Source organism: Sphingomonas fucosidasi (genome assembly GCF_036663855.1).
Taxonomy (GTDB): domain Bacteria; phylum Pseudomonadota; class Alphaproteobacteria; order Sphingomonadales; family Sphingomonadaceae; genus Sphingomonas; species Sphingomonas faeni_B.
Map to the genome: position 1 here is coordinate 377,094 of NZ_JAXOJR010000001.1, position 22,577 is coordinate 399,670.

General features: G+C 65.4%; 14 protein-coding genes. 10 read left to right on the plus strand and 4 right to left on the minus strand.

Annotated elements, in window-relative coordinates; genetic code table 11:
* Positions 1-280: 280 nt before the first annotated feature.
* From U1737_RS01745 to U1737_RS01770, 6 genes are all read left to right on the plus strand, one after another.
* Positions 281-2,485, plus strand: a complete 2,205-nt coding sequence (locus U1737_RS01745) for a putative bifunctional diguanylate cyclase/phosphodiesterase (protein WP_332795356.1) — start codon at positions 281-283, stop codon at positions 2,483-2,485.
* Between the two features lie 670 nt (positions 2,486-3,155).
* Entirely contained in the window at positions 3,156-6,353 is a 3,198-nt protein-coding gene (locus U1737_RS01750) for a TonB-dependent receptor (protein WP_248520899.1), read from the plus strand.
* Between the two features lie 7 nt (positions 6,354-6,360).
* The gene (locus tag U1737_RS01755; protein ID WP_332795357.1) at positions 6,361-9,288 is read left to right on the plus strand and encodes a glycosyl hydrolase 115 family protein; all 2,928 of its coding nucleotides are present in this window, start codon (positions 6,361-6,363) and stop codon (positions 9,286-9,288) included.
* A gap of 106 nt (positions 9,289-9,394) precedes the next feature.
* Entirely contained in the window at positions 9,395-10,192 is a 798-nt protein-coding gene (locus U1737_RS01760; protein ID WP_332795358.1) for a FadR/GntR family transcriptional regulator, read from the plus strand.
* A gap of 130 nt (positions 10,193-10,322) precedes the next feature.
* Entirely contained in the window at positions 10,323-11,510 is a 1,188-nt protein-coding gene (gene uxuA, locus U1737_RS01765) for a mannonate dehydratase (RefSeq protein ID WP_332795359.1), read from the plus strand.
* Positions 11,511-11,663: 153 nt separating this feature from the next.
* Positions 11,664-12,758 (plus strand): serine hydrolase, encoded by a 1,095-nt coding sequence (locus tag U1737_RS01770; RefSeq protein WP_443027064.1) that lies wholly within the window; start codon positions 11,664-11,666, stop codon positions 12,756-12,758.
* Positions 12,759-12,788: 30 nt separating this feature from the next.
* On the opposite strand, the gene U1737_RS01775 is transcribed toward U1737_RS01770, so the two are convergent.
* Positions 12,789-13,811 carry a potassium channel family protein gene (locus U1737_RS01775; protein ID WP_248520895.1) on the minus strand — a complete coding sequence of 341 codons (1,023 nt, stop codon included), beginning with the start codon at positions 13,809-13,811 and terminating at the stop codon, positions 12,789-12,791.
* 137 nt (positions 13,812-13,948) lie between these two features.
* A complete protein-coding gene (locus U1737_RS01780; protein WP_248520894.1) occupies positions 13,949-14,611 on the minus strand; it encodes a Fe2+-dependent dioxygenase in 663 nt (220 codons plus the stop codon).
* Positions 14,612-14,702: 91 nt separating this feature from the next.
* Between U1737_RS01780 and U1737_RS01785 the strand changes: the two genes are divergently transcribed.
* From U1737_RS01785 to U1737_RS01800, 4 genes are read left to right on the plus strand one after another with little or no spacing between them, the layout of a single operon-like run.
* Entirely contained in the window at positions 14,703-15,020 is a 318-nt protein-coding gene (locus U1737_RS01785) for a hypothetical protein (protein WP_248520893.1), read from the plus strand.
* A gap of 19 nt (positions 15,021-15,039) precedes the next feature.
* Positions 15,040-16,329, plus strand: a complete 1,290-nt coding sequence (locus U1737_RS01790) for a c-type cytochrome (protein ID WP_332795360.1) — start codon at positions 15,040-15,042, stop codon at positions 16,327-16,329.
* The gene (locus U1737_RS01795) at positions 16,326-16,817 is read left to right on the plus strand and encodes a (2Fe-2S)-binding protein (protein WP_332795361.1); all 492 of its coding nucleotides are present in this window, start codon (positions 16,326-16,328) and stop codon (positions 16,815-16,817) included. The genes U1737_RS01790 and U1737_RS01795 overlap by 4 nt, the downstream gene beginning before the upstream one ends.
* Entirely contained in the window at positions 16,814-19,033 is a 2,220-nt protein-coding gene (locus tag U1737_RS01800) for a molybdopterin cofactor-binding domain-containing protein (RefSeq protein ID WP_332795362.1), read from the plus strand. The genes U1737_RS01795 and U1737_RS01800 overlap by 4 nt, the downstream gene beginning before the upstream one ends.
* Positions 19,034-19,113: 80 nt before the next feature.
* Here the strand turns inward: U1737_RS01800 and U1737_RS01805 are convergent, their stop codons facing one another.
* Entirely contained in the window at positions 19,114-19,983 is an 870-nt protein-coding gene (locus tag U1737_RS01805; RefSeq protein ID WP_332795363.1) for a CE1 family esterase, read from the minus strand.
* Between the two features lie 63 nt (positions 19,984-20,046).
* Positions 20,047-22,386 carry an adenosylcobalamin-dependent ribonucleoside-diphosphate reductase gene (locus U1737_RS01810; protein WP_332795364.1) on the minus strand — a complete coding sequence of 780 codons (2,340 nt, stop codon included), beginning with the start codon at positions 22,384-22,386 and terminating at the stop codon, positions 20,047-20,049.
* Positions 22,387-22,577 lie beyond the last annotated feature (191 nt).

Here is a 22,577-nt window from a genome sequence, read left to right on the forward strand (position 1 = left end):
AGATATTATAAATGGGCTGTCAATGCGACAGGTCACTGTGACTGCGCGCCGTCTCCGTCCGATCGTATATGATCCAAGTTAAGGGGAATTAGACGAGGCTCGCCGGCAATACATGCTGCATTCGCCGCGCGGATACCGTCGAACCGCTGCAAGAGGGGGGTGTGATTTTCACCGGAATGGGGGGGATCGATCTCATTTTGGTTTCGTTACTATTCGTTAGGCGCGAGCTCCGATCGTTAAGGCGCGTGGGACCGTACGCAGTCATCGGAGAGGCGAGAGTTTGGATCAGCTTGGGTATCGACGCTTCGACGTCGACGAAGACAGACAGGGTTCTCAAGCCGTTGTTGCTCGAGAGATACCCGGCGACAGTGAATCCGCGCCAAGCGGTGCTTATCCGCCGCTGTCCGTCGCCAATCTGGACGAGTGTGATGAGGACTCCCGATATGCCGTGGCGCTCAGCCCCCAGATAAACTGGACCGCCGCCCCGGACGGTAGCGTCGAGCGTGTGAGTCCCCGCTGGGCGGAGATGACGGGGGCAGATCGTTCGGCCGCACTGGGCGATCAGTGGCTCAAGCATCTTCATCGCGACGATGTGGCAGAGACGGTGAAAGCGTGGAAAAAGACGCTCGAGACCAAGCTGCCGATCGATATCGAATACCGCCTTAAGACGCGTAACGCCGGGTATCGATGGGTGCGTTCGCGCGCTGTAGCCCGGCTGGATTGTTCGGGATCGGTCGTGCGCTGGTACGGCACGCTCGAGGATATCCACGATCGCAAGCTGGCGGAACACGCGCTGCGCGACAGCGAGGAGCGCTTCCGTCTGGCCGCACAAGCCGCTGGCCTCGGCATCTGGGATTATAACGCATCCGACGACCGGCGCGAGTGGTCCGACGAGTTCAAGTCGATGCTTGGGCTGCCGCGCGATGCCGTACCATCGATCGACAGCGCACGGTCGTGCGTGGTGCCTGACGATCGACCCAAGCTGCTGGCCCTGATCGGCGCGGTTCGAGCAGGGCACAGCGGTTACCGCTTCGAGACCATGGTGCGCATCCGGCGTGCCGACACCGGCGAAGAGCGATGGATGAAGACGGCTGGGTGGCGAATCGAAGCGCCGCAGGGAAGGCTGCACCGCGTTCTCGTGACGGTCCGCGACGTGACCGAGGAACGCAGCGTCGAGGAACGGATCAGATGGACGGCGGAACACGACGGGATGACGCGTCTGCCCAATCGCACCGCGTTTGGCGATCGGCTGGAACGCGCCATCGCCATCGCCAGGCGCGAGCATACCCATGTTGCGCTGGTGCTGTTCGATGTGGATCATCTGAAGGAAACCAACGACACGATCGGGCACGACGCAGGCGACTCGCTGTTGCAGACCCTCGCCGAACGCCTCACCACCTTCTTCGGCAAGCGCGGCACCGTCGGCAGGCTCGGTGGCGATGAATTCGCCGCCATTCTGGAACTCACCGATGAGCGGGGCATGGTCGCCGAGGTTCAGGCGGCGCTGGACGTACTGCGTGAGCCCTTCACCTATGAAGGGCGCATCGTCGACTGCCAGGCAACGGCCGGCGGATCGGTGTTTCCCCAGCATGGGGCAAACGCTGCGGAATTGCTGAAGGCCGCCGACATCGCGCTCTATGCTGCGAAAGAGCGCAACCGTGGTGGATTGCTGACCTTCAGATCGACGATGCGCGCCGACCTCCAGCGACGGTCGTCGATGATCAGCGTGGCCCGCGACGCCGCGCGCGAGGACCGTATCGTGCCCTATTATCAACCGAAGGTCTCGTTGCAGGACAACGCGGTTCGCGGCTTCGAGGCGCTGTTGCGCTGGCATCACCCGACCCTGGGCATCCAGGCGCCGGGGACCATTTCCGCCGCATTCGAAGATCTCGATCTGGCGACGAGCATAAGCGAACGCATGCTGGCGCAAATCGTCGAGGACATGCGGCGCTGGCTCGATAATGGCGTGGAATTTGGGCGGATCGCCGTGAACCTGTCGCCCGCCGAGTTCCGGCAGGAGGCGCTTGTTTCACGGGTTCTGGAGCGGTTGCACCGCGCGGGAGTGCCAACCTCGCGTCTTGAACTGGAAGTTACCGAAACGGTGTTCCTCGGACGGGGGGCGGATTCCGTGGCAGAAGCCTTGAACGCCTTCAGCCGCGAAGGGGTGAAGATCGCCCTCGACGACTTCGGAACGGGCTATGCTTCGCTGACCCATCTGAAGGCTTTCCCGGTCGATATCATCAAGATCGACCGGAGCTTCGTCAGCAGTCTGGACACCAGCCCCAACGACGCCGCGATCATCGACGCGGTGGTGGGCCTCGGTCACCGACTGGGTATGGAGGTCGTCGCCGAGGGGGTCGAAACGGACGTCCAAGCGCAATACCTACTCGACCGCGGCTGCGACTATGGCCAAGGATATCTCTTTGGCAAAGCCGGACCTTCTGGGACGGTGCCCGGTATCATCGCCGGGAAAGTAACGCACTGAAGTTGCCGGCGTTCGTACGGATTGATCACCGGCGAACGACACGGTGCGGATGATCAAAGCGCGGGTTCGGCGCGCTGGGTCGGCGGTGCGCTTTCGAAGGAAAAATTGAAACTTATGAGGACCGCGTGGCTCGCGGTTTGGGAGCGGTACCATCCGCAGTGCGTAAGATTGCTATCGGTTCCGGCACCGAGGGCTTCTCGTCGAAGACACTTGAGAGTTTCGACGCCCCCGTTGGAGATGTCATCCTGCGCCTCGGACGACCACCGGCTTTACGAACGGGGCCGGTCGCTAGGTCAGGTTCGCCGCCCTATGCGCGGAACACACAACTAGTGCTGGGACGGCGCGCGGCAGAGCCCGCGCAGCGATCGCGATCCGAAAATATTGGTAATACAGATCTAGATATAGATACCAGTCTAATCGGTGGCGAAACCGACCGAATTGGCCATGCCGGAAAGCCTTGACTCGTCAACAGGTCGCAGTAAGGTACCGCTATCAAACGCCTGCATAAGACAGGAATGATCGGGAGTTGGATGGTTTTGGCGCCTCATTACAGTTCTGGCGACGTACCGGGCGCATAGCGTCTTGCGCCGTCCGACGCGCGCCGATTTCCGACGACCATAACATGTTTTCCCACCGCAACGACGGTGAGGTTTCAGAGAGGATCCTGATCATGACACCTTATAAAACGGTACCTCGGATGACGCGCGCGGCCCTGTTGTGCGCGACGACGATGGCCGCGCTATGTGCGACCCTTGCAACGGCGCAAACCATCCCGCCGACGCAGGATCCGTCACCGCCCGTAACGCAAGACGTTGCACCGCCCACCGCGGCGGACCCTGCCGCGCCCGCGGCACCACCAGCAGCCGGCTTGCCCAGCTCCGACCAGGTTCCAGGGACCGTCGACGCAACCGATAGTGCCGACATTGTCGTCACCGGCTATCGCTCCAGTCTCGCCAAGTCGACCAATGCCAAGCGCGCCGCGACCGGGTTCACCGATTCGATCTTCGCCGAAGACATCGGCAAGTTCCCGGACACGAACATCGCAGAATCCTTCAACCGTATTCCCGGCATCACGATCACGCGCGACGTGACGGGTGAGGGCACGAACGTCGCGATCCGCGGGCTCGGCTCGAACTTCACCAACGTGACGCTCAACGGCGCGACGATCGCAGTGGCATCGTCGGGCGCGACCGATGCGCAGGGCACCGATCGTTCGGTCGATCTGAGCTTCTTCCCGACCGACCTGTTCACCAAGCTGACCGTCAACAAGAGCTATACCGCGGACCTGCTCGAAGGCGGTGCGGCGGGCAATATCGATCTGCGGTCGGCGCGACCGTTCGACCGTGCGACCTCGTTCCTCGCCTATAATGTGCAGGGGACCAAGCAGTCGCCGGAGGACCGGATCGGTGCGCGCGGCTCGCTGATCGGCAGCTGGCGCAACGACACGTTCGGCATCCTCGCGGGTGTCTCGGCGCAGCGCCTGTTCACCGACACGCGCGGCTTCGAGACGATCGGTTATACCAATCCGGCCTTGACCGCGGCGCAGTGCGGTGCTGCCACTGGCTGCAACACAACCGGCGGCGGCAACTGGACGATCCCTGCGACAGTGCCTGTCGGCGCTGGCGGCGGCCTCGTCGCCGGCACGCCGATCACCCAGGCCTTCCTGCTCGCCAACAATCCCGGTGCGACGATCCAGCAGATCGACAACGCGTTGCTACCGCGGCTCGGCCGCAACACCAGCATCCGTGGACCCCGCGACCGCATCAACGCGATCATGAGCGCGGAATGGCAGCCGACCGATACGCTGCATTTCTACATCGACGGTCTCTACGGCTACAAGAAGAACGAGCTGATCCGCGAGAATGTCGCGTGGATCGTCCGCAACAGCGCGATCATCCCGACGAACCTGACGTTCGACAAGGCGGATTGCACGATCGGCTGCGTCGTCACCGGCGGCACGTTTGCCAACGCGCAGTTCTTCAACGAATTCCGCCCCTATACCGAAACGACGAAGCTCTTCAGCATCAATCCCGGCGGCGAATGGGAGATTTCGGACACGCTGAAGCTCAACCTCCAGGGCAATTATGCGCGCTCGACGTTCCACCGCGAAAGCCCGTCGGTCGGCCTGACGACGCCGCTGGGTGTTGGTAACACGGTCACGTACACAAATGACGGCGGTATCCCGACCATCCAGAGCGGGCTGGACCTCAACGATCCGGCCAATTTCGGCTGGAACGCAGGCAGCCGCGTCAATATCCAGGACGAGCGGCGGCTGAACACGAGCAAGGGCGGGCGCGGCGATCTCACCTGGGGTAGCAAGGCCCTTAATCTGAAGGTCGGCGGTGCGTTCGACGACGTGTTTCGTCGAATCCGCGGATACGATAACAGTCAGGCGTGGCAGAACGCGGTCTGCGGCAACAATCCCAACGTATTTGTTGGCTCGCCCAATTCGCAACCGCCCTGCGAAGGCCTTAACGCGCCCGGCGCAGCCCCGGCCGGCTATCCGACCTATCCTGGCTATGGCACCGGATCGACCGCGGGGATGACCGGGCCGGTGAGCTATGGGGGTTCGCTGATCCCGAATTCGGCGGCACCGACCTATCTGACGCCCGGTCCGGCAGGGTTCGTGACGGTCGACTGGCCGAAGTTCGCGGCCGCCAGCAACTATGATTTCTATCAAGAAAACGCCCCGGAAACCGGTGCTGCCAACACTGGTGCCAGCGGCGGTGCGATCCGCGAAGTCGTCAAATCGGCATTCGCGACGGTGAACGGCGAGCAGGAATTGGGTGGCAACATGCTGCGGTTCAACGTCGGCGTGCGCTATGTGAACACGATTCAGTCGATCACCGGGCGCGTGTCGCTGCCCGATCCGCGCAACACGACGTCGACCGGTGCCTCGCTGCCCGACGGCAGCCGCTATCCGAACCTCGTCAGCAACGTCTCGACGCGGAACGTCTATTCGAAGTGGCTGCCAGCCGCGACCTTCGCCTACGACGTCAGCGAGCATGCCGTGGTCCGCGTCGCAGGTTCGCGGACGATGACCCGCCCCGATCCGTCCGCGCAGTTGCCGGGCGTCAATTTCGGCGCCCCCTCGGCGGACCAGGCGACGATCGGCAACCCCGCACTGAAGCCCTATCTGTCGACCAACCTCGATCTGGGCTTCGAATATTACACCGGCCGAGAAGGCGTGGTCAGCTTCAACGCCTTCCGCAAGTCGATCGAGGGCTTCACCAACACGTTCATCAGCACGGTGCCGTTCGCCGATCTGGCGCAATATGGCATCACTTACGATACGCTGAACCCGACACAGCAGATCGCACTGAACTCGCGTGGCGGCCCCGGCGCCGCGCAGGTGCAGGTCACGTCGCAGGTCAACGTGCCCAACAAGTTGACGATCAACGGCCTCGAGTTCCAGTGGGTCCAGCCGCTCGACTTCATCACCAAGCACATCGGCGTCACCGGCTTCGGCTTCAATGCCAACGCAACGGTCGTCGATCAGCGCAGCGACGGTCCGGCCCAGGCGTTCGGCGTGGCACCGTTCACCTACAACATCACCGGCTATTACGAGAAGAACGGCGTGATGCTGCGCGTGTCGACGACCTCGCGCGAAGGCTCGCAGAACAGCGGCGCGGCACAGAACGGCATTCCGGCGGCGGCGTTGTTCGGCACGGACTATACGACGTACGACTTCTCGTCGTCGTTCGATCTGGACAAGATCTTCGGCCTTGCGGGTGCACCGCAGCTGACGATCAACGTCGCGAACTTTACCGATGCGACGCTGCGGTCGTACTTCCAGTTCGAGAACGCGACCTTCACGCAGTACAAGCCCGGTCGCCAGTTCCTGATCGGTCTGCGCGGCACGTTCTAGGAGGCACATGCGGGGCGGTCGTGATGCGGCCGCCCCGTTCATGGATGCGACACCGTTCCCGGCGCTGGTCGCGGGGCCGGTCTATACTAAGGGCAAGGCGAGCATGTCGACGATCGACGGATCGGCGGCGCGAAGGCGGTACGGCAAGCTCTACCTCGCGCTGGTCAACGTCAGCCCCGATACCGCGGTGCCTGTTCGCACCAACCTGACCGGCGCGGCGCAGGGCCGGTTGCTCACCGCGCCGCAAATCGACAGCCACACCAGCTTCGACGCGCCGGACGCGGTTGCGGTGACAGGAGAGCATCCGATGACACAGGCCGTATCGCGCCGCACGATGATGGGCGGCGCCGCGTTCAGCGCTGCGCTCGCTTCTCTGCCCGCACCCGTGTTCGGCGCGGGGGCACAGGACCCGGCACCCGATCCACGCACCGCGTTTCCGCTGATCGCCAAGGGCGTGCCGGCGACAGTCCTGATCGATGCCGACGCCGACAGCGCGGTTCGCCACGTCGCGGCGGACTTTGCCAAGGATCTGGAGCGGGTCAGCGGCACCGCGGGACGGCTTGTCGACGGCGCTGGCGGATCGGTGCGGGGGCCTGCGGTAATCATCGGCGTGCTCGGCCACAGTGGCGTGATCGATCGCCTGGTCGCGGCCGGCAAGATCACGGCCGCGGACATCCGCGGCGAATGGGAAGCCTTTCGCCAGATCGTCGTCGACGATCCGATGCCGGGCGTGGCGCGTGGGCTGGTAATCGTCGGATCCGACCGGCGCGGCGCCGTGTTCGGCACCTATGACGTGTCCGAGCGGATCGGCGTATCGCCCTGGTACTGGTTCGCGGACGTGCCGGTCCGCCGCCAGCGCGACGTGCTGATCCCGGCCGGCTCCAGGCGCGACCAGCCCAAGGTCCACTATCGCGGGTTCTTCATCAACGACGAGGATCCATGCCTCAGCGGCTGGGCGAAGAAGGCGTTCGGCGGCGTCAATTCGGCGATGTACGCGCACGTCTTCGAGCTGCTGCTGCGGATGAAGGGCAATTATCTGTGGCCCGCAATGTGGGGCAAGGCGTTCGCCGACGACGATCCCGCGAGCATGGTGCTCGCCGACGCGATGGGCGTCGTGATGGGCAATTCGCATCACGAGCCGATGCTGCGCGCGCAGGCCGAATGGCACCGGCATGAGGACCAGGGCGTCACCGGCGGCGCGTGGGACTATGACAGGAACGGCGCCAATCTGCGCAAATTCTGGCGCGGCGGCATCGAGCGCATGATGGCGAAGGGCGGCGGGGGGCAATACGATTCGGTGGTGACCGTCGGCATGCGCGGCGATGGCGACGAGGCGATGGCCGAGGGCACCGCGACCGGGCTGCTCGAACGCGTCGTTACCGAGCAGCGCAAGATCATCGCCGACGTTACCGGCAAACCCGCGAGCGAGACCCCGCAGGTCTGGGCGCTCTACAAGGAAGTGCAGGACTATTACGATCACGGCATGAAGGTGCCCGATGACGTCACGCTGTTGTTTTCGGACGATAACTGGGGCCAGATCCGGCGCCTGCCCGATCCCGCCGCACCGCCGCGCAAGGGCGGGTACGGCATCTATTATCACTTCGATTACGTCGGCGTGCCGCGCAACTATAAATGGCTCAACACCAACCAGATCGAAAAGATCTGGCAGCAGATGGACCTGGCGTACAGGCGCGGTGCGGCGCAGATCTGGATCGCCAATGTCGGCGATATCAAGCCGATGGAATATCCGCTCGGCTTCTTCCTCGCGCAGGCGTGGAATCCCGACGCGATGACGCCCACCGCGGTCGCCGACTATCCACGGGCGTGGGCGGCGGCGACGTTCGATCCGGCCCAGGCCGATGCTATCGGCGAGATCGTCACGCGGTACAGCAAGTATGTCGCGCGGCGGAAGCCCGAGCTGATCGACCAGGGCAGCTTCCCGCTCGGCGGCGTCACGCCCAAGGGGCTCGACGGCGGCGAATTCGGCGCGATGGTCGGCGAATGGGATGCCCTGGAGGCTCGCATGCTGGCGGTCCGCGCCACGCTGCGACCCGAGCAGCACGACGCCTATTACCAGCTTGTCGAGTTTCCGATCGCGGCGGTCGCGAACCTGTATCGGCTCTATTACGGCACCGCCTGGAACCGGGTATTGGGGGCACGGAACGATCCGCGCGCCAATTACTTCGCCGATCGGGTGGAGACCGCCTTCCGCCGCGACGGCGAATTGACGCAGCGATACCATAGTATCAACGGCGGCAAGTGGGACGGCATGATGGCGCAGGTCCATATGAGCTACGTCATCTGGAACGACCCCACCGAGCAGACGATGCCGAGCATCATGCGCGTCGGCGCCGACACGCCCGAGGCAGAGCGTGGGCGGCAACCGGTGTTCGTCCGATCGCCTGCCACTGATCCCGGAATCGTCGCCATAGAGGCGCCGGCGTTCAGTCGTGCGCGCGACGGCAAGGGCCTGCGCTGGACCGCGATACCGCATCTCGGCCGGACCGTCGGCGCGGTGATCGCCCTGCCGCAGGGGCGACCCGCGACCCGTCCGGAAGACGGCGTGTGCCTGGAATACGACGTCACCGTACGCAAGGCCGGCCCCGCAACGCTGACGCTCTATCTCGCGCCGACCCTCGATACCTTCGGCCGTGACGGATCGCGCATCGGCGTGTCGATCGACGGCGGGGCGGTTCAGGTGCTTCGTGCCGTGCTCGAACCGACCGGCGGCGGTGCGGACAATCCGGACAAGGAGCGGTGGGCGGCGGCCGTGAAGGACAACATCGTGCAGGTGTCGACCAGCTTGGGCAGCGTCGCAACGGGACGGCATACCATCAAGGTCTGGAGGCTGGACGACAACATGGTCCTCGAAAAACTGGTATTCGGTACCATTCCGGTTCCGTTTTCCTATCTCGGTCCGGTTCCCACCGCTTGATGGAGCTTGCGGGAACGCCGCCATTCCCGGATATTCCGCGACGTCTGCTTCCTTCGAGAGGGTGCCATGACAGCACCGATACGCAAATATTAGATTGGTCAGTCCAATGAAGAATTCCCAAGCCCGCAATGCGCTGTTCGCCGTCGGACAATATGACGTTCCGGCGAACGATCGCTTGTACCAGCGTTTGGCGCGGCGACTGTTTGAGGAACTGGTCGCGGGGACCTATGCGATCGGCGATCGTCTGCCTGCGGAGCGCGAACTCGCGATTGATTACGGCGCCAGTCGCCCGGCGGTACGTGAAGCACTGATTGCGTTGGAAGTGCAGGGGTTTATCGAAGTCCGGGTCGGCTCGGGAGCGTATGTCTGCCGTTTGCCGGGGCAGGGGGAGGAGCCCGGTTTTGCGATCACCGCATTCGAACTGACGGAAGCACGGATCATGTTCGAGGGCGAGGCGGCGGCACTCGCTGCAGCCCAGATTACCGACGCGGAGATCGAGCAGCTCGACGGGCTGGTCGAGGCCATGACGACCGAGAACCTGCTTCCCGAGGTCACCGAGATTGCCGATCGCGATTTCCACATCGCGATCGCCAGGGCGACGCGGAATGCGGGCGTGGTGCGGACGATCGAGGATCTGTGGCATTTGCGCTCGACCTCGCCCGAGTGCGCGTTGCTCCATGCCAAGGCGCGCAATGCCAAGGTGCGGCCGGTCGTCGCCGAACACGCTGCGATCGTTGAGGCTTTACGCGCACGAGACTCGGCGGCGGCGCGCGCTGCGATGCGCGCGCATCTGACGTCGGTCATGGACCATCTCCTGTTCCAGACCGAAGAAATGGCAATGGAGCAGGCTCGCCTCGCCCTTGCAACGACCCGCCAGCGCTATGGCGGCGCTACAAGCCTTTGAGTCCTTCACCGCAGCGTTCTTCTAGGTTGTCAGACCAATTCGATCGTTGCTATCTGGTTCGCATGGACGTGGCCGCATCGCCGCGGAATACGGACCGGACCATGGGCCGGAAGATGAGGATGACCGGCAGATGATGATGACCCAGACCATGCGCTGGTTTGGCCCGAACGACCCGGTGCCGCTCAACGCCATCCGCCAGGCTGGCGCGACCGGGATCGTCACGGCGCTGCACGAGGTTTCCAACGGCGACGTATGGACCGCGGACGCCATCGCCGCACATCGCCGCATGATCGAGGATGCCGGCCTCGAGTGGAAGGTGGTCGAGAGCCTTCCCGTCACGGAGGGCCTGAAGACGGGCTCGGAGAAGACGGGCTCGGGTGAATGGGATCGGCTGATCGAGGCCTATGTCGCCAGTCTGCGAAACCTTGCGGGGCAGGGCATCGAGGTGGTGACCTATAATTTCATGCCGCTGCTCGACTGGACGCGGACCGACCTGAGCTGGGCGTTGCCTGACGGCGCGCGCGCGCTGCGGTTCGAGCTGCACGCGCTTGCCGCGTACGATATTCACATTCTGCGCCGCCCGGATGCCGAGCGGGATTACGCGCCCGACGTCATTGCCAGCGCCGCCGAGCGGTTCGCGGCCATGGACGACGTGGCGCGCGGGACGCTGGAACGGACGATCATCGCCGGCTTGCCGGGGAGCGAAGAGAGCTTCAGTTCGCCGCAGCTGCTCGAGCAGATCGAGACCTATGCCGAGATCGATGCCGCCCGGCTCCGCGCCAACCACATCGCGTTCCTGGAGGCGGTATGCCCTACCGCCGAGGCCGAAGGGATCAGGCTGGTGGTGCATCCCGACGACCCGCCATTCCCCCTCTTCGGCCTGCCACGCGTCGTAAGCACCGAGGCGGACGTAGCCGCGGTGTTTGCCGCCGTGCCTTCCGCTGCGAACGGACTCTGCTTTTGCAGCGGGTCGTTCGGTGTGCGCGCGGACAACGACTTGCCGGGCATGGTGCGACGGCTTGGTGACCGCATCGGTTTCGTCCATCTGCGCTCCGTCCAGCGCGAGCCCGATGGCGCGTTTCACGAGGCAGCGCATCTGGAGGGCGATGCGAACATGCCCGCGATCATGGCCGAGCTGGTCGCGTTGCAGGCGCGGACGGGGCGGTCGTTGCCGATGCGTCCGGATCATGGTCATCAGATGGTGGACGACCTGACCAAGCATACCAACCCCGGCTATTCGCTGATCGGCCGTCTGCGCGGGCTGGCGGAGCTGCGCGGGCTGGAAGTCGGTCTAGGTTATGGCCGCGCACGATATTGACCGGCGCGTGACGACTGCCGGCTCGGCGACCTCTCGATCTGCGGCCAATCTTCTCCCCTGTGCGCCGAACGGGGTGCGAAGCGCGCCGAAGCCGGCGCTGCCCGGTTTCCTCGGGACGACAGATCGTTAGAAGACGACAAAAGGGAAGTGTCGTTGTCTTTTGAATCCGTGTGTCGACGCCTTGGCGGCTTTGCCGGCGTGTCTGTTCTTGCCGCTTGCGTTCCTGCGGGGCAGCAGCCCGCGTCGCCTGCATCCGTGCCGATCACCGTGCAGACCACCGCCCCCGCGAAAATACCGCCAAGGCCGCAGATACGGCGCAGTCAGCCGTCGGCAGGTCTGCTCAACGCCATCCAGGCACTGGGTGCGAGCTTCAAGGGTGAGGCGGGCATCAGTGTCCGCGATATCGATGAAGGGTGGGTGGTTGCGTGGGAAGGCGATAGCCCGCGTCCGCAGCAGAGCGTCAGCAAGCTGTGGGTGGCGATCGCGGTAATGGACGCGGTCGACCGGGGCCGTATGTCGCTGGCCGATCCGGTGACGGTCACACGATCCGATCTCACGCTGTTTCACCAACCGATCAGGGCGCTCGTCGGCAAAAACGGTTACACCACGACGATCGGCGCGCTGTTGGGCGGGGCGATGACGCGCAGCGACAACACCTGCAACGATGTTCTCCTGTGGCGGGTCGGCGGGCCTGCGGCGATCAATCGCATGCTCGCGGACAAGGCCGTCGCCGGCGTCAAGTTCGGCCCTGGGGAGCGGCAGTTGCAAGCCCGTACCGCGGGACTCGAATGGCAACCGGAATGGGCTGGAGGCTGGGGATTCCTCAAGGCGCGCGCCGCCATGACGTACGAAGCCCGCGACAAGGCGTTGCGCCGCTATCTCGCAGCACCGCTGGACGGCGCGTCGGCGAATGGCATCACGCTCGGACTATCGCTGCTGGCGCAGGGCAAGCTGTTGAGCCGTCGCTCGACCGCCTCGCTGCTGACGTTGATGCGATCCAGCAAGACGGGTCCGCTTCGCCTCAAATCCGGACTCCGCCCCGGTTGGACGCTCGCGCACAAGACGGGGACAGGCCAGGATCTCGGAAATCTGTCGACCGGTTATAACGATGTGGGATTGCTCGTTGCGCCCGATGGCCATCGCTATGCGGTCGCCGTGATGATCGCGAGCACGCGTCAGCCCATTCCAGTCCGGATGCGGTTGATGGGCGACGTCACCCGCGCAGTCGTGGCGGCCGCCGATCGCTGATCGCCAGGCGTGGTACCCGACGTCCCCGTATCACCGCCGCGGGACCACCTCGACGATCAGGTCGTCGGCTTCCAAATGGCGCGCTTCGGGTTCCCAGAAGCCGAAATCCTGATGCCCTCGATAGATGCGGTGACCAAGACCGGTGGCGATCCCGGCAAGCGGTTTGCCGACCTCATCTGCGGTTACGCACCGCTCGCGCAACGCGACCCGACCGCCGGTCGCGGCGAGATCGGCCATATAGTCTGCGATATGCGGGCCGTGCGTCGATCCGGCGAGCAGGAGTCCGGCAAAACTGGCGGGATTGATGACCACGTTCGCACCCGCCTGATGGGCGATCGCTTCGTTGTCCTCGGATCGGATGACGACGCTGATCGGCAGGTCGGGTGCGATCCTGCGCGCCGTCAGGACGATGAGTATCGACGTGTCGTCGCGGCCTGCGGATACGATCAGCGCGCGGGCGTTGGCGATCCGGGCGGCTTCGAGCGCGGCATTGCGCGTCGCGTTCCCCTCCATCACGGTCGTGCCGTACGTTTCGGCGGTGCGCAGTGCGGCAGCGTTTTCGTCGATGACCACGATCATGCCTGGATCGGCGCCGCGCCGGACCAGCTCGCTGACCGCCTCCGACCCGCTCGTACCGAAACCGGCCACGACGACATGACCATCGAGATGGCGCTGGATCACCGACATGCGCCATCTCTCCCAGACGCCCTTGAGCAAAAAGTCATACGCCGTCCCCAGAAAGATGAGCCATACGAACAACCGGATCGGCGTGACCACGAACGTATCGAACATCCGGGCTTGCTGCGTCACCGGTACGATGTCGCCATAGCCGACCGTCGTCACCGTGATCATGGTGAAATACAGGATATCGAAGAAGGTCACCGGCGCGCCCGAATTCTGTCGCAGGCCCTCCCGGTCGAACCAGTGGACCGCAAGCGCGATGCCGATCAGGCCAAGCGCGACCAGTGCACGCCAGGATAAGGCGAGCCACGCAGGGGTTCGGCTCTTGCGGCGGAGGTGGTAATGATCGGTCTTCGCATCGTCGCTGCGCATCCGACGCTTCTGCTACGCGGAAGCGGCGTTGGGAAGACGTCCGGCGGTTCGCGATCGAAATCTGTCCATCGATTATCACCGACGGTGTTTGTCTCGCGGCCGTCGGGATCGAGGCTGACCGTGTTTCCTGCGGCGTCTCAATCCTCGGCCCAGCGCCTGAGCAGATTGGACTGCGTCTTCGCCAGCAAATCCAGCTCGGGCGTTTTGCCCAGCTGCTCGAACAGCGCGTGCCGTGCGGTTTCGAGATCGAACAACAGCTCGCGGGCGTCGGCATCGCGGATCAGGCTGCGGACCCAGGTCACGGCGGCCAGCCGTTCGCCGGAAACGACTGGCGCGACGCGGTGCAGCGCGGTCGTCGGATAGACCACGGCATCGCCCGCCGCCAGCTTCACGTCCTGCTCGCCCGCCGCGGAGTCGATGACCAGTTCGCCGCCCTCGTAGGTGTCGGGATCGGACAGGAAGATCGTGACCGACACATCGGTCCGCATCCCGCCCATGATCGCGTCGTCGACATGGTTGCCATAGGCCATGCCGGGCTCGTAGCGGCTGAACAGCGGAGGGCGCACGACATGCGGCCGGGTCGCCATCCGGAACAGCGGGTTCGCCAGCAGCCGGTCGATCACGAGGTCCTGCATGTCGGCGAGCAACGGGTCGCTACGGTCGACCTGCTCGTTGCGCTTGACCGGCCGCGCCTCGCGACCGGCGGTCTGGCGCCCGTCGACGAAGCGGGTCTTGCCGAGATTATCTCGCAGCCACTGGAGATTGTCGGCATCCAGAACGTTGGCAATCATGATCAACATAGGGAAACTCGTGGCATCGACATGACGTCGGGTCGCGGGTCCTATCAGTAAGTCCCCATGCGGCCAACGGCTTGGCGAGTAAGGAAATATCATGCGTACGAAATTGTGGATGGGCGTCGGTGCCTTCGTGGTCGCGCAATCTGGCCAGGCGATCCTGACCGAAGCGGCAGCCAAGCCGCTGGCGTCGTCGGTCGATCAGGTCGGCGAAGGCGGCGAGAACGAGCGCGGCGAAGGTGAAGGCGAGGGGGAGGGGGAGGGGCGTCAGGTCGTCCGCTCGGCCAAGTCTCGGCATGTCGTCCGCAACCCCCGTCGCGCCCGTGCCGCGCAGCAGCATTCAGGCCAGCGTGGCGAAGGCGAATATGAGGGTGGCGAAAACGAGCGAGGCGAAGGCGGCGAAGGCGAGCGCTGATCGAGGGACATAGCGGGGAATGAGCCGGTCAGGGATCACGCGCACCGTCATATGGGCCGCGATTGCGCTGTGCGTAGGCATAGTGGTCTTTGCGATCATCGCCTACCGACCGGCCATTGCGGCGGTGACGCGGCCTGATCCGCGGTTGTTCGATGCGGCGCTGGTCGCGCGCGGCGCCAATCTCGCACGGCTGGGCAATTGCGTCAGTTGCCATCAGGCCGCGGGCGAACGTCCCTATGCGGGCGGCTATCCGATCAAGACGCCGTTCGGGACGGTCTATGGCAGCAACATCACGCCCGACCCGGCGACGGGAATCGGGAAATGGTCACCGGCTGCATTCAACCGCGCGATGCGTGAGGGCGTGGGGCGTGACGGTAGCCATTTGTATCCGGCTTTTCCGTATACCCATTATGCCAACGTGACGGACAGCGACCTGGGCGCGTTGTACGCGTTCCTGATGACCCGGCCGGCCGTGCGTGCGGTACCGCCGGCCAATACGATGATCCCGCCGCTCGGCTTTCGCCCCTTGCTCGCCGGCTGGAAGTTGCTGTTCTTGCGACCGCAACCGATGGCGTCCGATCCTCGCCAGTCGGCCGCGTGGAACCGGGGTCGCTACATCGGCGAGACGTTGGCGCATTGCACCGCGTGCCACAGTCCGCGCGGCCTGTTGCAGCAGGAAAAGCGTGGCGCCGAAGCCTATGATGGCGGGTGGTCGGGTGGCTGGTATGCTCCCCCGATCAACGCGCGCTCCCCGGCAGTTCGGGCATGGACCGTGGACCGGCTCGATGCGTATTTCCGTACCGGCCTGAGTACCGCGCATGCCGCGGCCGCCGGGCCGATGGGGCCGGTCACGTATAATCTGGCGCGCGCTGCACCGGCGGATGTGCGCGCGCTCGCGACCTATTACGCGTGGCAGATGCGCGAGGCGCCAGCCGCGCGCGTCGAGCCGCCGCTACCCGATCGTCGTGCATCGGCATCGCAGCGGCATCCGGTTGGCGCGCGCCTGTACGAGGGTGCCTGCGCGGTGTGCCACGAGCCGGGTGCGGCAATGATGGTCGCGGGGCGCCCGGTCTTGCCGCTCGGCACGCCGCTGCACGAGGACAATCCCCGCGACACGATCCAGATCATCCTGCAGGGGCTGCGTCCGCCGGTTTCGGCGCGTGGGCCCTATATGCCAGCCTTTGCCGATGCGCTCGACGACCGTCAGGTGGCGGAAATCGTGGCGTATCTGCAGGTGCGGCATGGCAGCGGTCCGGCCTGGAAAGACCTGGAGAAGGACGTCGCCAAGGCGCGCGAGGAGGGCGAATGATCGACTTGACCGTCAACGGGGCGGCGGCGCGGGTCGATGTCGATCCCGCCACTCCGCTGCTCTATGTCTTGCGTGACGATCTCCATCTCCATGCCGCAAAGTTCGGGTGCGGACTGGGGCAGTGCGGGGCATGCACCGTGCTGGTCGACGATCGACCGGTATTTTCGTGCCTGATGCCCGTCGGCGCGATCGGGACGCGGAAGGTCACCACGGTCGAGGGGCTGGGGACTGCCGCCAAACCGGGCGACGTCCAGCGCGCCTTCCTCCACGAGCAGGCGGCGCAATGCGGCTATTGCATCCCCGGAATGATGGCGCGCGCGGAAGGCCTGCTGCGCAAGACGACCACACCGACCGAATACGCGATGCGGACGGCGATGGCACCGTCGCTCTGTCGGTGTGGCACGCACATGCGGATTTTGCGCGCGGTGCGGCGCGCGGCGGTGATGCGCGGCGGCGGGGTGGTCGATGCCGCGGAACCGGTGACATGAGCGGGCAGGCGTCACGTCGCGATGTGCTGGGCGGGCTGCTGGTCGCGTTTTCCTTCGCGCCCGCCGCGCTTGCACAGACCGGCGGCGGCGAGGGCAGCGGCGGACCGCCGACGGTCGCGCCCGATCTGCCGGGGACATTGGCCAAGTTTCCCGATCTCGACGCGTGGATCCGCATCGCACCGGACGGTCGCGTGACGGTGTTCACGGGCAAGGTCGAACTCGGTACCGGCGTGAAGACCGCGATGGCGCAATTGGCCGCCGACGAACTCGACGTGGCGATCGAACGGGTCGATCTGATTACTGCGGATACCGGGCTGACCCCCAACGAGGGCGTGACAGCGGGTAGCCAGACGCTCGAACAGAGCGGTACCGCGATCGCCAACGCCGCCGCCAACGTCCGGTTGTTGCTGGCAGAGACGGCGGCGGGACGATGGGGCGTGGCTGCGACGAGCTTGTTCACGCGCGACGGCGCCGTGCTCGACGGGCAGGGACGGCGCGCGACCTATGCCGAGCTCGCCGCGTCGACGTCGCTGGCCGTGCGTGCACGCGCCGACGTGCCGCGCAAGCGTCTGGCGGCGCGGCGGTTGATCGGACGGCCGGTGCCGCGCGTCGACCTGCCTGCCAAGCTGACCGGCTTGCCGAGCTATGTCCACGATATGGTGCTGCCCGGCATGGTGCACGCCCGGGTGCTGCGCGGCCCCTCGTCCGGCACGCGACTGACGCCTGATCTTGCCGCGCTTCGCCGGCAATCGGGTGTCGCCAAAGTCGTGCAGGTCGGGCGGTTCGCGGCGATCGTCGGACCGCGCGAATGGCCGCTCGAGCAGGCGCTTCGGGTCGCCAATCGTGGCCGCTGGGTGCGCGATGCCGCGGTGCCGGCGCTACCGCCCATGCCCGCGGGACTGTTGACCATGCGCCGCGAAAGCCAAGTGATCGACACGCGTCGCGACGACCCCGCGGCGCGCGGCATTCGGCGGCTGTCGGCGCGCTACGACCGCCCTTATCTGATGCACGGCGCGATAGGACCATCCTGTGCCGTGGCGCTTTTCGAGGAGGGCCGACTGACGGTCTGGACGCACAGCCAGGGCGTCGAGCCGTTGCGCCAGGCGATCGCCGAACTTCTTGCGATGCCGGTCGACCGCATCCGCTGCGTCCACCGCGAAGGAGCAGGGTGCTACGGGCATAACGGCGCCGATGACGTCGCGGGCGACGTCGCGCTGATCGCGCGCGCGATGCCCGGCGTGCCGGTCCGGCTGCAATGGAGCCGCGAGCAGGAAAATGGCTGGGAACCGCTCGGCCCGGCGATGCTCGCGCAGGTCGATGCGACGCTCGACGCGTCGGGGCGGATCGTCGACTGGCGGCATCAGGTGTGGAGCAACACGCACAGCACCCGCCCGACGGCAGCTGGCGATCTGCTCGCCGGCTCGGAGGTGGTGCCACCTTTCACGCCGACGCCACCCAAGCCGATCCCGCAGCCTAACGGCGGCGGCGACCGCAACGCCATTCCGCTCTATCGCTTTCCCAACCAGACCATCGTCAGCCATTTCCTGCCCGACATGCCGGTGCGCGTCTCGGCGTTGCGGGGGCTTGGCGCGCATCTCAACATCTTCGCGCTCGAAAGCTTCATGGACGAACTGGCGGTCGCGGCGGGACGCGACCCGGTGGCGTTCCGACTGGCGCATATCGACGATCCGCGTGCCGCCGCAGTGATCCGGCGCGCGGCGGATCGGTTCGGCTGGGGACGATACCGACCCGCATCCAATCGCGGGCGGGGATTCGCGTTTGCGCGCTACAAGAACCACGGCGCCTATTGCGCGGTCGCGCTCGATGTCGAGCGCATCCCCGACGAGGGTCGGCTCATCGTCCACCGCGCGGTCGCCGCGGTGGACAGCGGCGAGGCGGTCAATCCGGACGGCATCCGCAACCAGGTTGAGGGCGGGATCGTCCAGTCGCTGAGCTGGACCGCGATCGAGGCGGCAGGTCATGACGGTGCACGCCGCACCGATTACGACTGGAGCACCTATCCGATCCTTCGCTTCGCTGACGCGCCGCGCAGCGTCAGCGTCGAGGTGATCGATCGGCCGGGGACGCCGTTCCTCGGCACGGGCGAGTGCGCGCAAGGCCCGACCGCAGCGGCACTCGGTAACGCGCTCGCTGCCGCCACGGGGGTGCGATCCAGGAGTATGCCTCTAGCGGCTGGGTCTCCCACGCCAGTATGAACACCCGACCCTGAGTGAACCGATAGCCGGACCGGTAAGGTGTCCTGTGGCGATCCGGCGATGGTGATGCAGCCCTCCCGTCAGCGCGTATGCCGTGACAGGAAAGCCCACATCGCCTCGTTGTCGACTACCGACCAATTATGCGGGCCGCCGCGCATCACGCGCGCCACGACGGTCGCACCGTCCCGGCACCGCGCATAGCCCTGCTCGTACACGGACCCGCCGACGGTGCGCGCATAAGGGCTCGAGCAGCCGTTGAGCGCCGCCCAGCGTTGCAGCGCGGTGATCTGCGAATATTGCCAATAGGGCGCGCCACCGCCCGCGATCGGGTTGGTCGTATCGGCGTCGCCGGAAAAGGCGAGCAGCGGCACGGATACGCCGGGGCGGCAGGTTGCGGGATCCGCCTGCATCGGGTCGGACCCGAGCGGGCGTCCGGCGCGCAACCCGACGACCGGCGCGATCGCGGCAAAGCGGCCAGGGGCGACGCAGCCCAGCCACGAGGTCATGCGTCCACCGCCCGACAACCCGGTCAGGTACGCACGCTTGGCGTCGACGCAACCGGTGGCGACCAGTCGGTCGACCAGATCCGTGAGGTAGGCGACATCGTCGCGCGCATCTTTGGGGGGCAGGGTGCCGCTGACCGTCAGCACGCCCGGAATATTCCACACATAGCCGCGTTTCGCGGCGATCCCGCCATCCGGGGCAACGACGACGACGCCGTGCCGGTCGGCGGTCTCGGCGAGGTGGCTGTCGCGCAGCATCTCGGCACCGGTGCCCGTGCTGCCGTGGAGCAGCACGACCAATGGCATCGGTGCCGAGGACCGGGCAGCGGGCAGGTGGATGAGCGCGCGTTCGGGCATCGTCTCGAAGGCGCCCACGCGACATTCGGCAAGGGCGGGACCGGCAACGAAGCACGCGGCTAGCACGGCGAGGAAACGAAACAGGGGCATCGCAGCCGTCTATAACGCTTGCGCGCCGGCTCCTAGCCTAGACCCTGTCGTGGCGCGCCCGCATCATCCGCATTTGCTGTACCCGCATTGATAGCAGGTCAGGCACCCCTCCAGCATGTGCGCGGTGTTGCGCTTGCAGCTCGGGCATTGCTCGCCCGTGGCCTCACCGCCGGGTGCACCGGTCGTATCCAGCGCGAGTGCCGGCTCGGGTTCCGAATGCTGGCGCAGGATCCTGCCAATAAGCGCAATGAGGCTGGGAGCATAGCTACCCTTGGCTTCGTGATCGAGGCGGACGAGCGCGCCACCCTTGGGCGAATGAACCCGTTCCAGTTCCTCGAACAGGAAGGTCGCGTCGCCGCGCCGGCACGCCGCGGACAGCGTCCGGGTGAGCGCAGCCATGGTCTCGAAATTCTCGACCGAGCTGGTCGAAATGAAGATCTCGAACGGGACGCGACGTCCATCGGGATGCACATAGTCGTTGATGGTGAGGTAGTAATTCTCGCCGTCGATCGGCCATTTGATCTTTACCGTCTTGCCGCTCAGCACCTGCGGGCGGGTCAGCACGTCGGATGCCGCGACGGCGGGGGGCGCGACGACCGGCTCGGGCTCGGCGGTATCGCTCTTCACCGACAGCACGGAGCCGCGAACGCCGCTCGGACGATAGGTCGTGCAGCCCTTCATGCCCTCGCGGTAGGCGGTGAGATAGACCTCGCGAAACGCCTCGTACGGCATGTCGGCCGGGCAGTTGATGGTCTTAGAGATCGCGGCATCGACCCATGCCTGCGCCGCGGCGGCGACCGCGATATGATCGTCGACCGACAGCGCGAGCGCGGTGACCATATAGTCGGGCAGGGCGGCGGCGGCATCGAAGCCCGGCATGCGGCTATACAGGTACCAGCCGTAATCCTGCACTTCGAAACGCTCGAGCGTCTGATCGGTCGCGGTCTGCTCGATCACGACCGCGCGGTCGTAATGCCAGCTGAAGGTCGGTTCGACGCCCGAGCTGACATTGCCGTAGAAGATCGACGTCGTGCCGGTCGGTGCCAGCGTCAGAAGTACGCCGTTGCGGATGCCGTGCGTGCGGATGTCGGCGACCAGATCGGCCGGCAGCTTGGTCAGGAACGGCGCGCGGGCGAACGCCTCGGTGTCGTAGACGGGAAAGGCGCCGCGTTCGCGCGCCAGCGCCACCGACGTCCGATAAGCCTCGATCGCGATCGCCTTGCCGATCTCCTCGACCAGCGGCGTCGCCGTGCGGCCATAGCGTACCCGCATCTGCTGCAACAAATTGCCAAGACCGGTATAACCGAGACCGATGCGGCGCTTGGCGAGCGCTTCGGCACGCTGCTCCGGAGTAGGGAAGGGCGACGTATCGAGGACGTTGTCCAGAAATCGTACGCCGACCTGCACCGCGCTCCGCAGCCTGTCCCAGTCGACCGCCGCATCGGCCGTGAACGGATTCAGGACCATGTTGGCGAGGTTCACATGACCGAGATCGCAGTCGCCATTGGGCGGCAAAGGCTGCTCGCCGCATGGGTTGGTGGCGGCGATCGTTTCGCAATAGTTCAGGTTGTTCAGCTTGTTGACGCGGTCGATGAAGATCACGCCGGGCTCGGCATAGTCATAGGTCGTCCGCGTGATCAGGTCGAACAACTCGGCGGCGGGCAACCGGCGATAGACGTACCAGGGACGGCCGACCTTTTCACCGACCGTGACATGCTCGCCGTCCGCGCGCGGCACGTGGAAGCCCAGATCCCAGTCCGAGCCAGCCTCCAGCGCCGCCATGAAGTCGTCGGTAACCGTGACCGAGACGTTGAAGTTCTTGAGAAAATCCTTGCGCGTCTTGGCGGCAATGAACGCCAGCACGTCGGGATGCCAGATTGGGAGCACACCCATCATCGCACCACGGCGCGATCCGCTCGACCGGATCGTGACGCACATGCCGTCCCACATCGCCATGAACGGGATCACGCCCGACGAAATCGATCCGGTCCTGCCGACCACGGCACCGTCCGGTCGTAGCGTGCCGAAGTCCATGCCGATGCCGCCGCCCTGCTGCTGCGTGAAGGCTGCGACGTTCAGCGCCGGCATGATCCCGACGCCCTCCAGTCCGGGCTCGCTATCCATCGAATCCTGGATGGTCGGGCTGACGAAGCAGTTGATCCACGTCACGCGCTTGGTCGTTCCGGCGCCGGCGAAAATGCGTCCGCCCGGCACCCAGTCGCGTGCCTCGAGGGCGGCAAGCGCCTCGGCTGCGTGAGCCGGATCATCATTGGCGTAGACCCCGCCGACGACGCGAGCGAACGTATCGGACGGCGTCGCCTCGCTTGCGTGACGGTATTTCTCGCGCCAGATGTGGACGGTGACAGGCTGGTCGAGCGGGCCCATTGCAGTATCGGAAGTCATAGACGAACCTCAAGTAACTATACGGGCCAGCGTTCGAAATCGCCCATTGTCGGAGCGGAAATGGCCTCCGGCCCGCTATGGGTCGCTGTGGTTGAAAGCGCAATATATAGTGTGATTGCTTTGTAACCTGCGCTATCGGTTGACTATGATCCGCTTGATCTCCGGCTGTCCCAGTTTGCCGGCCTAAGCGA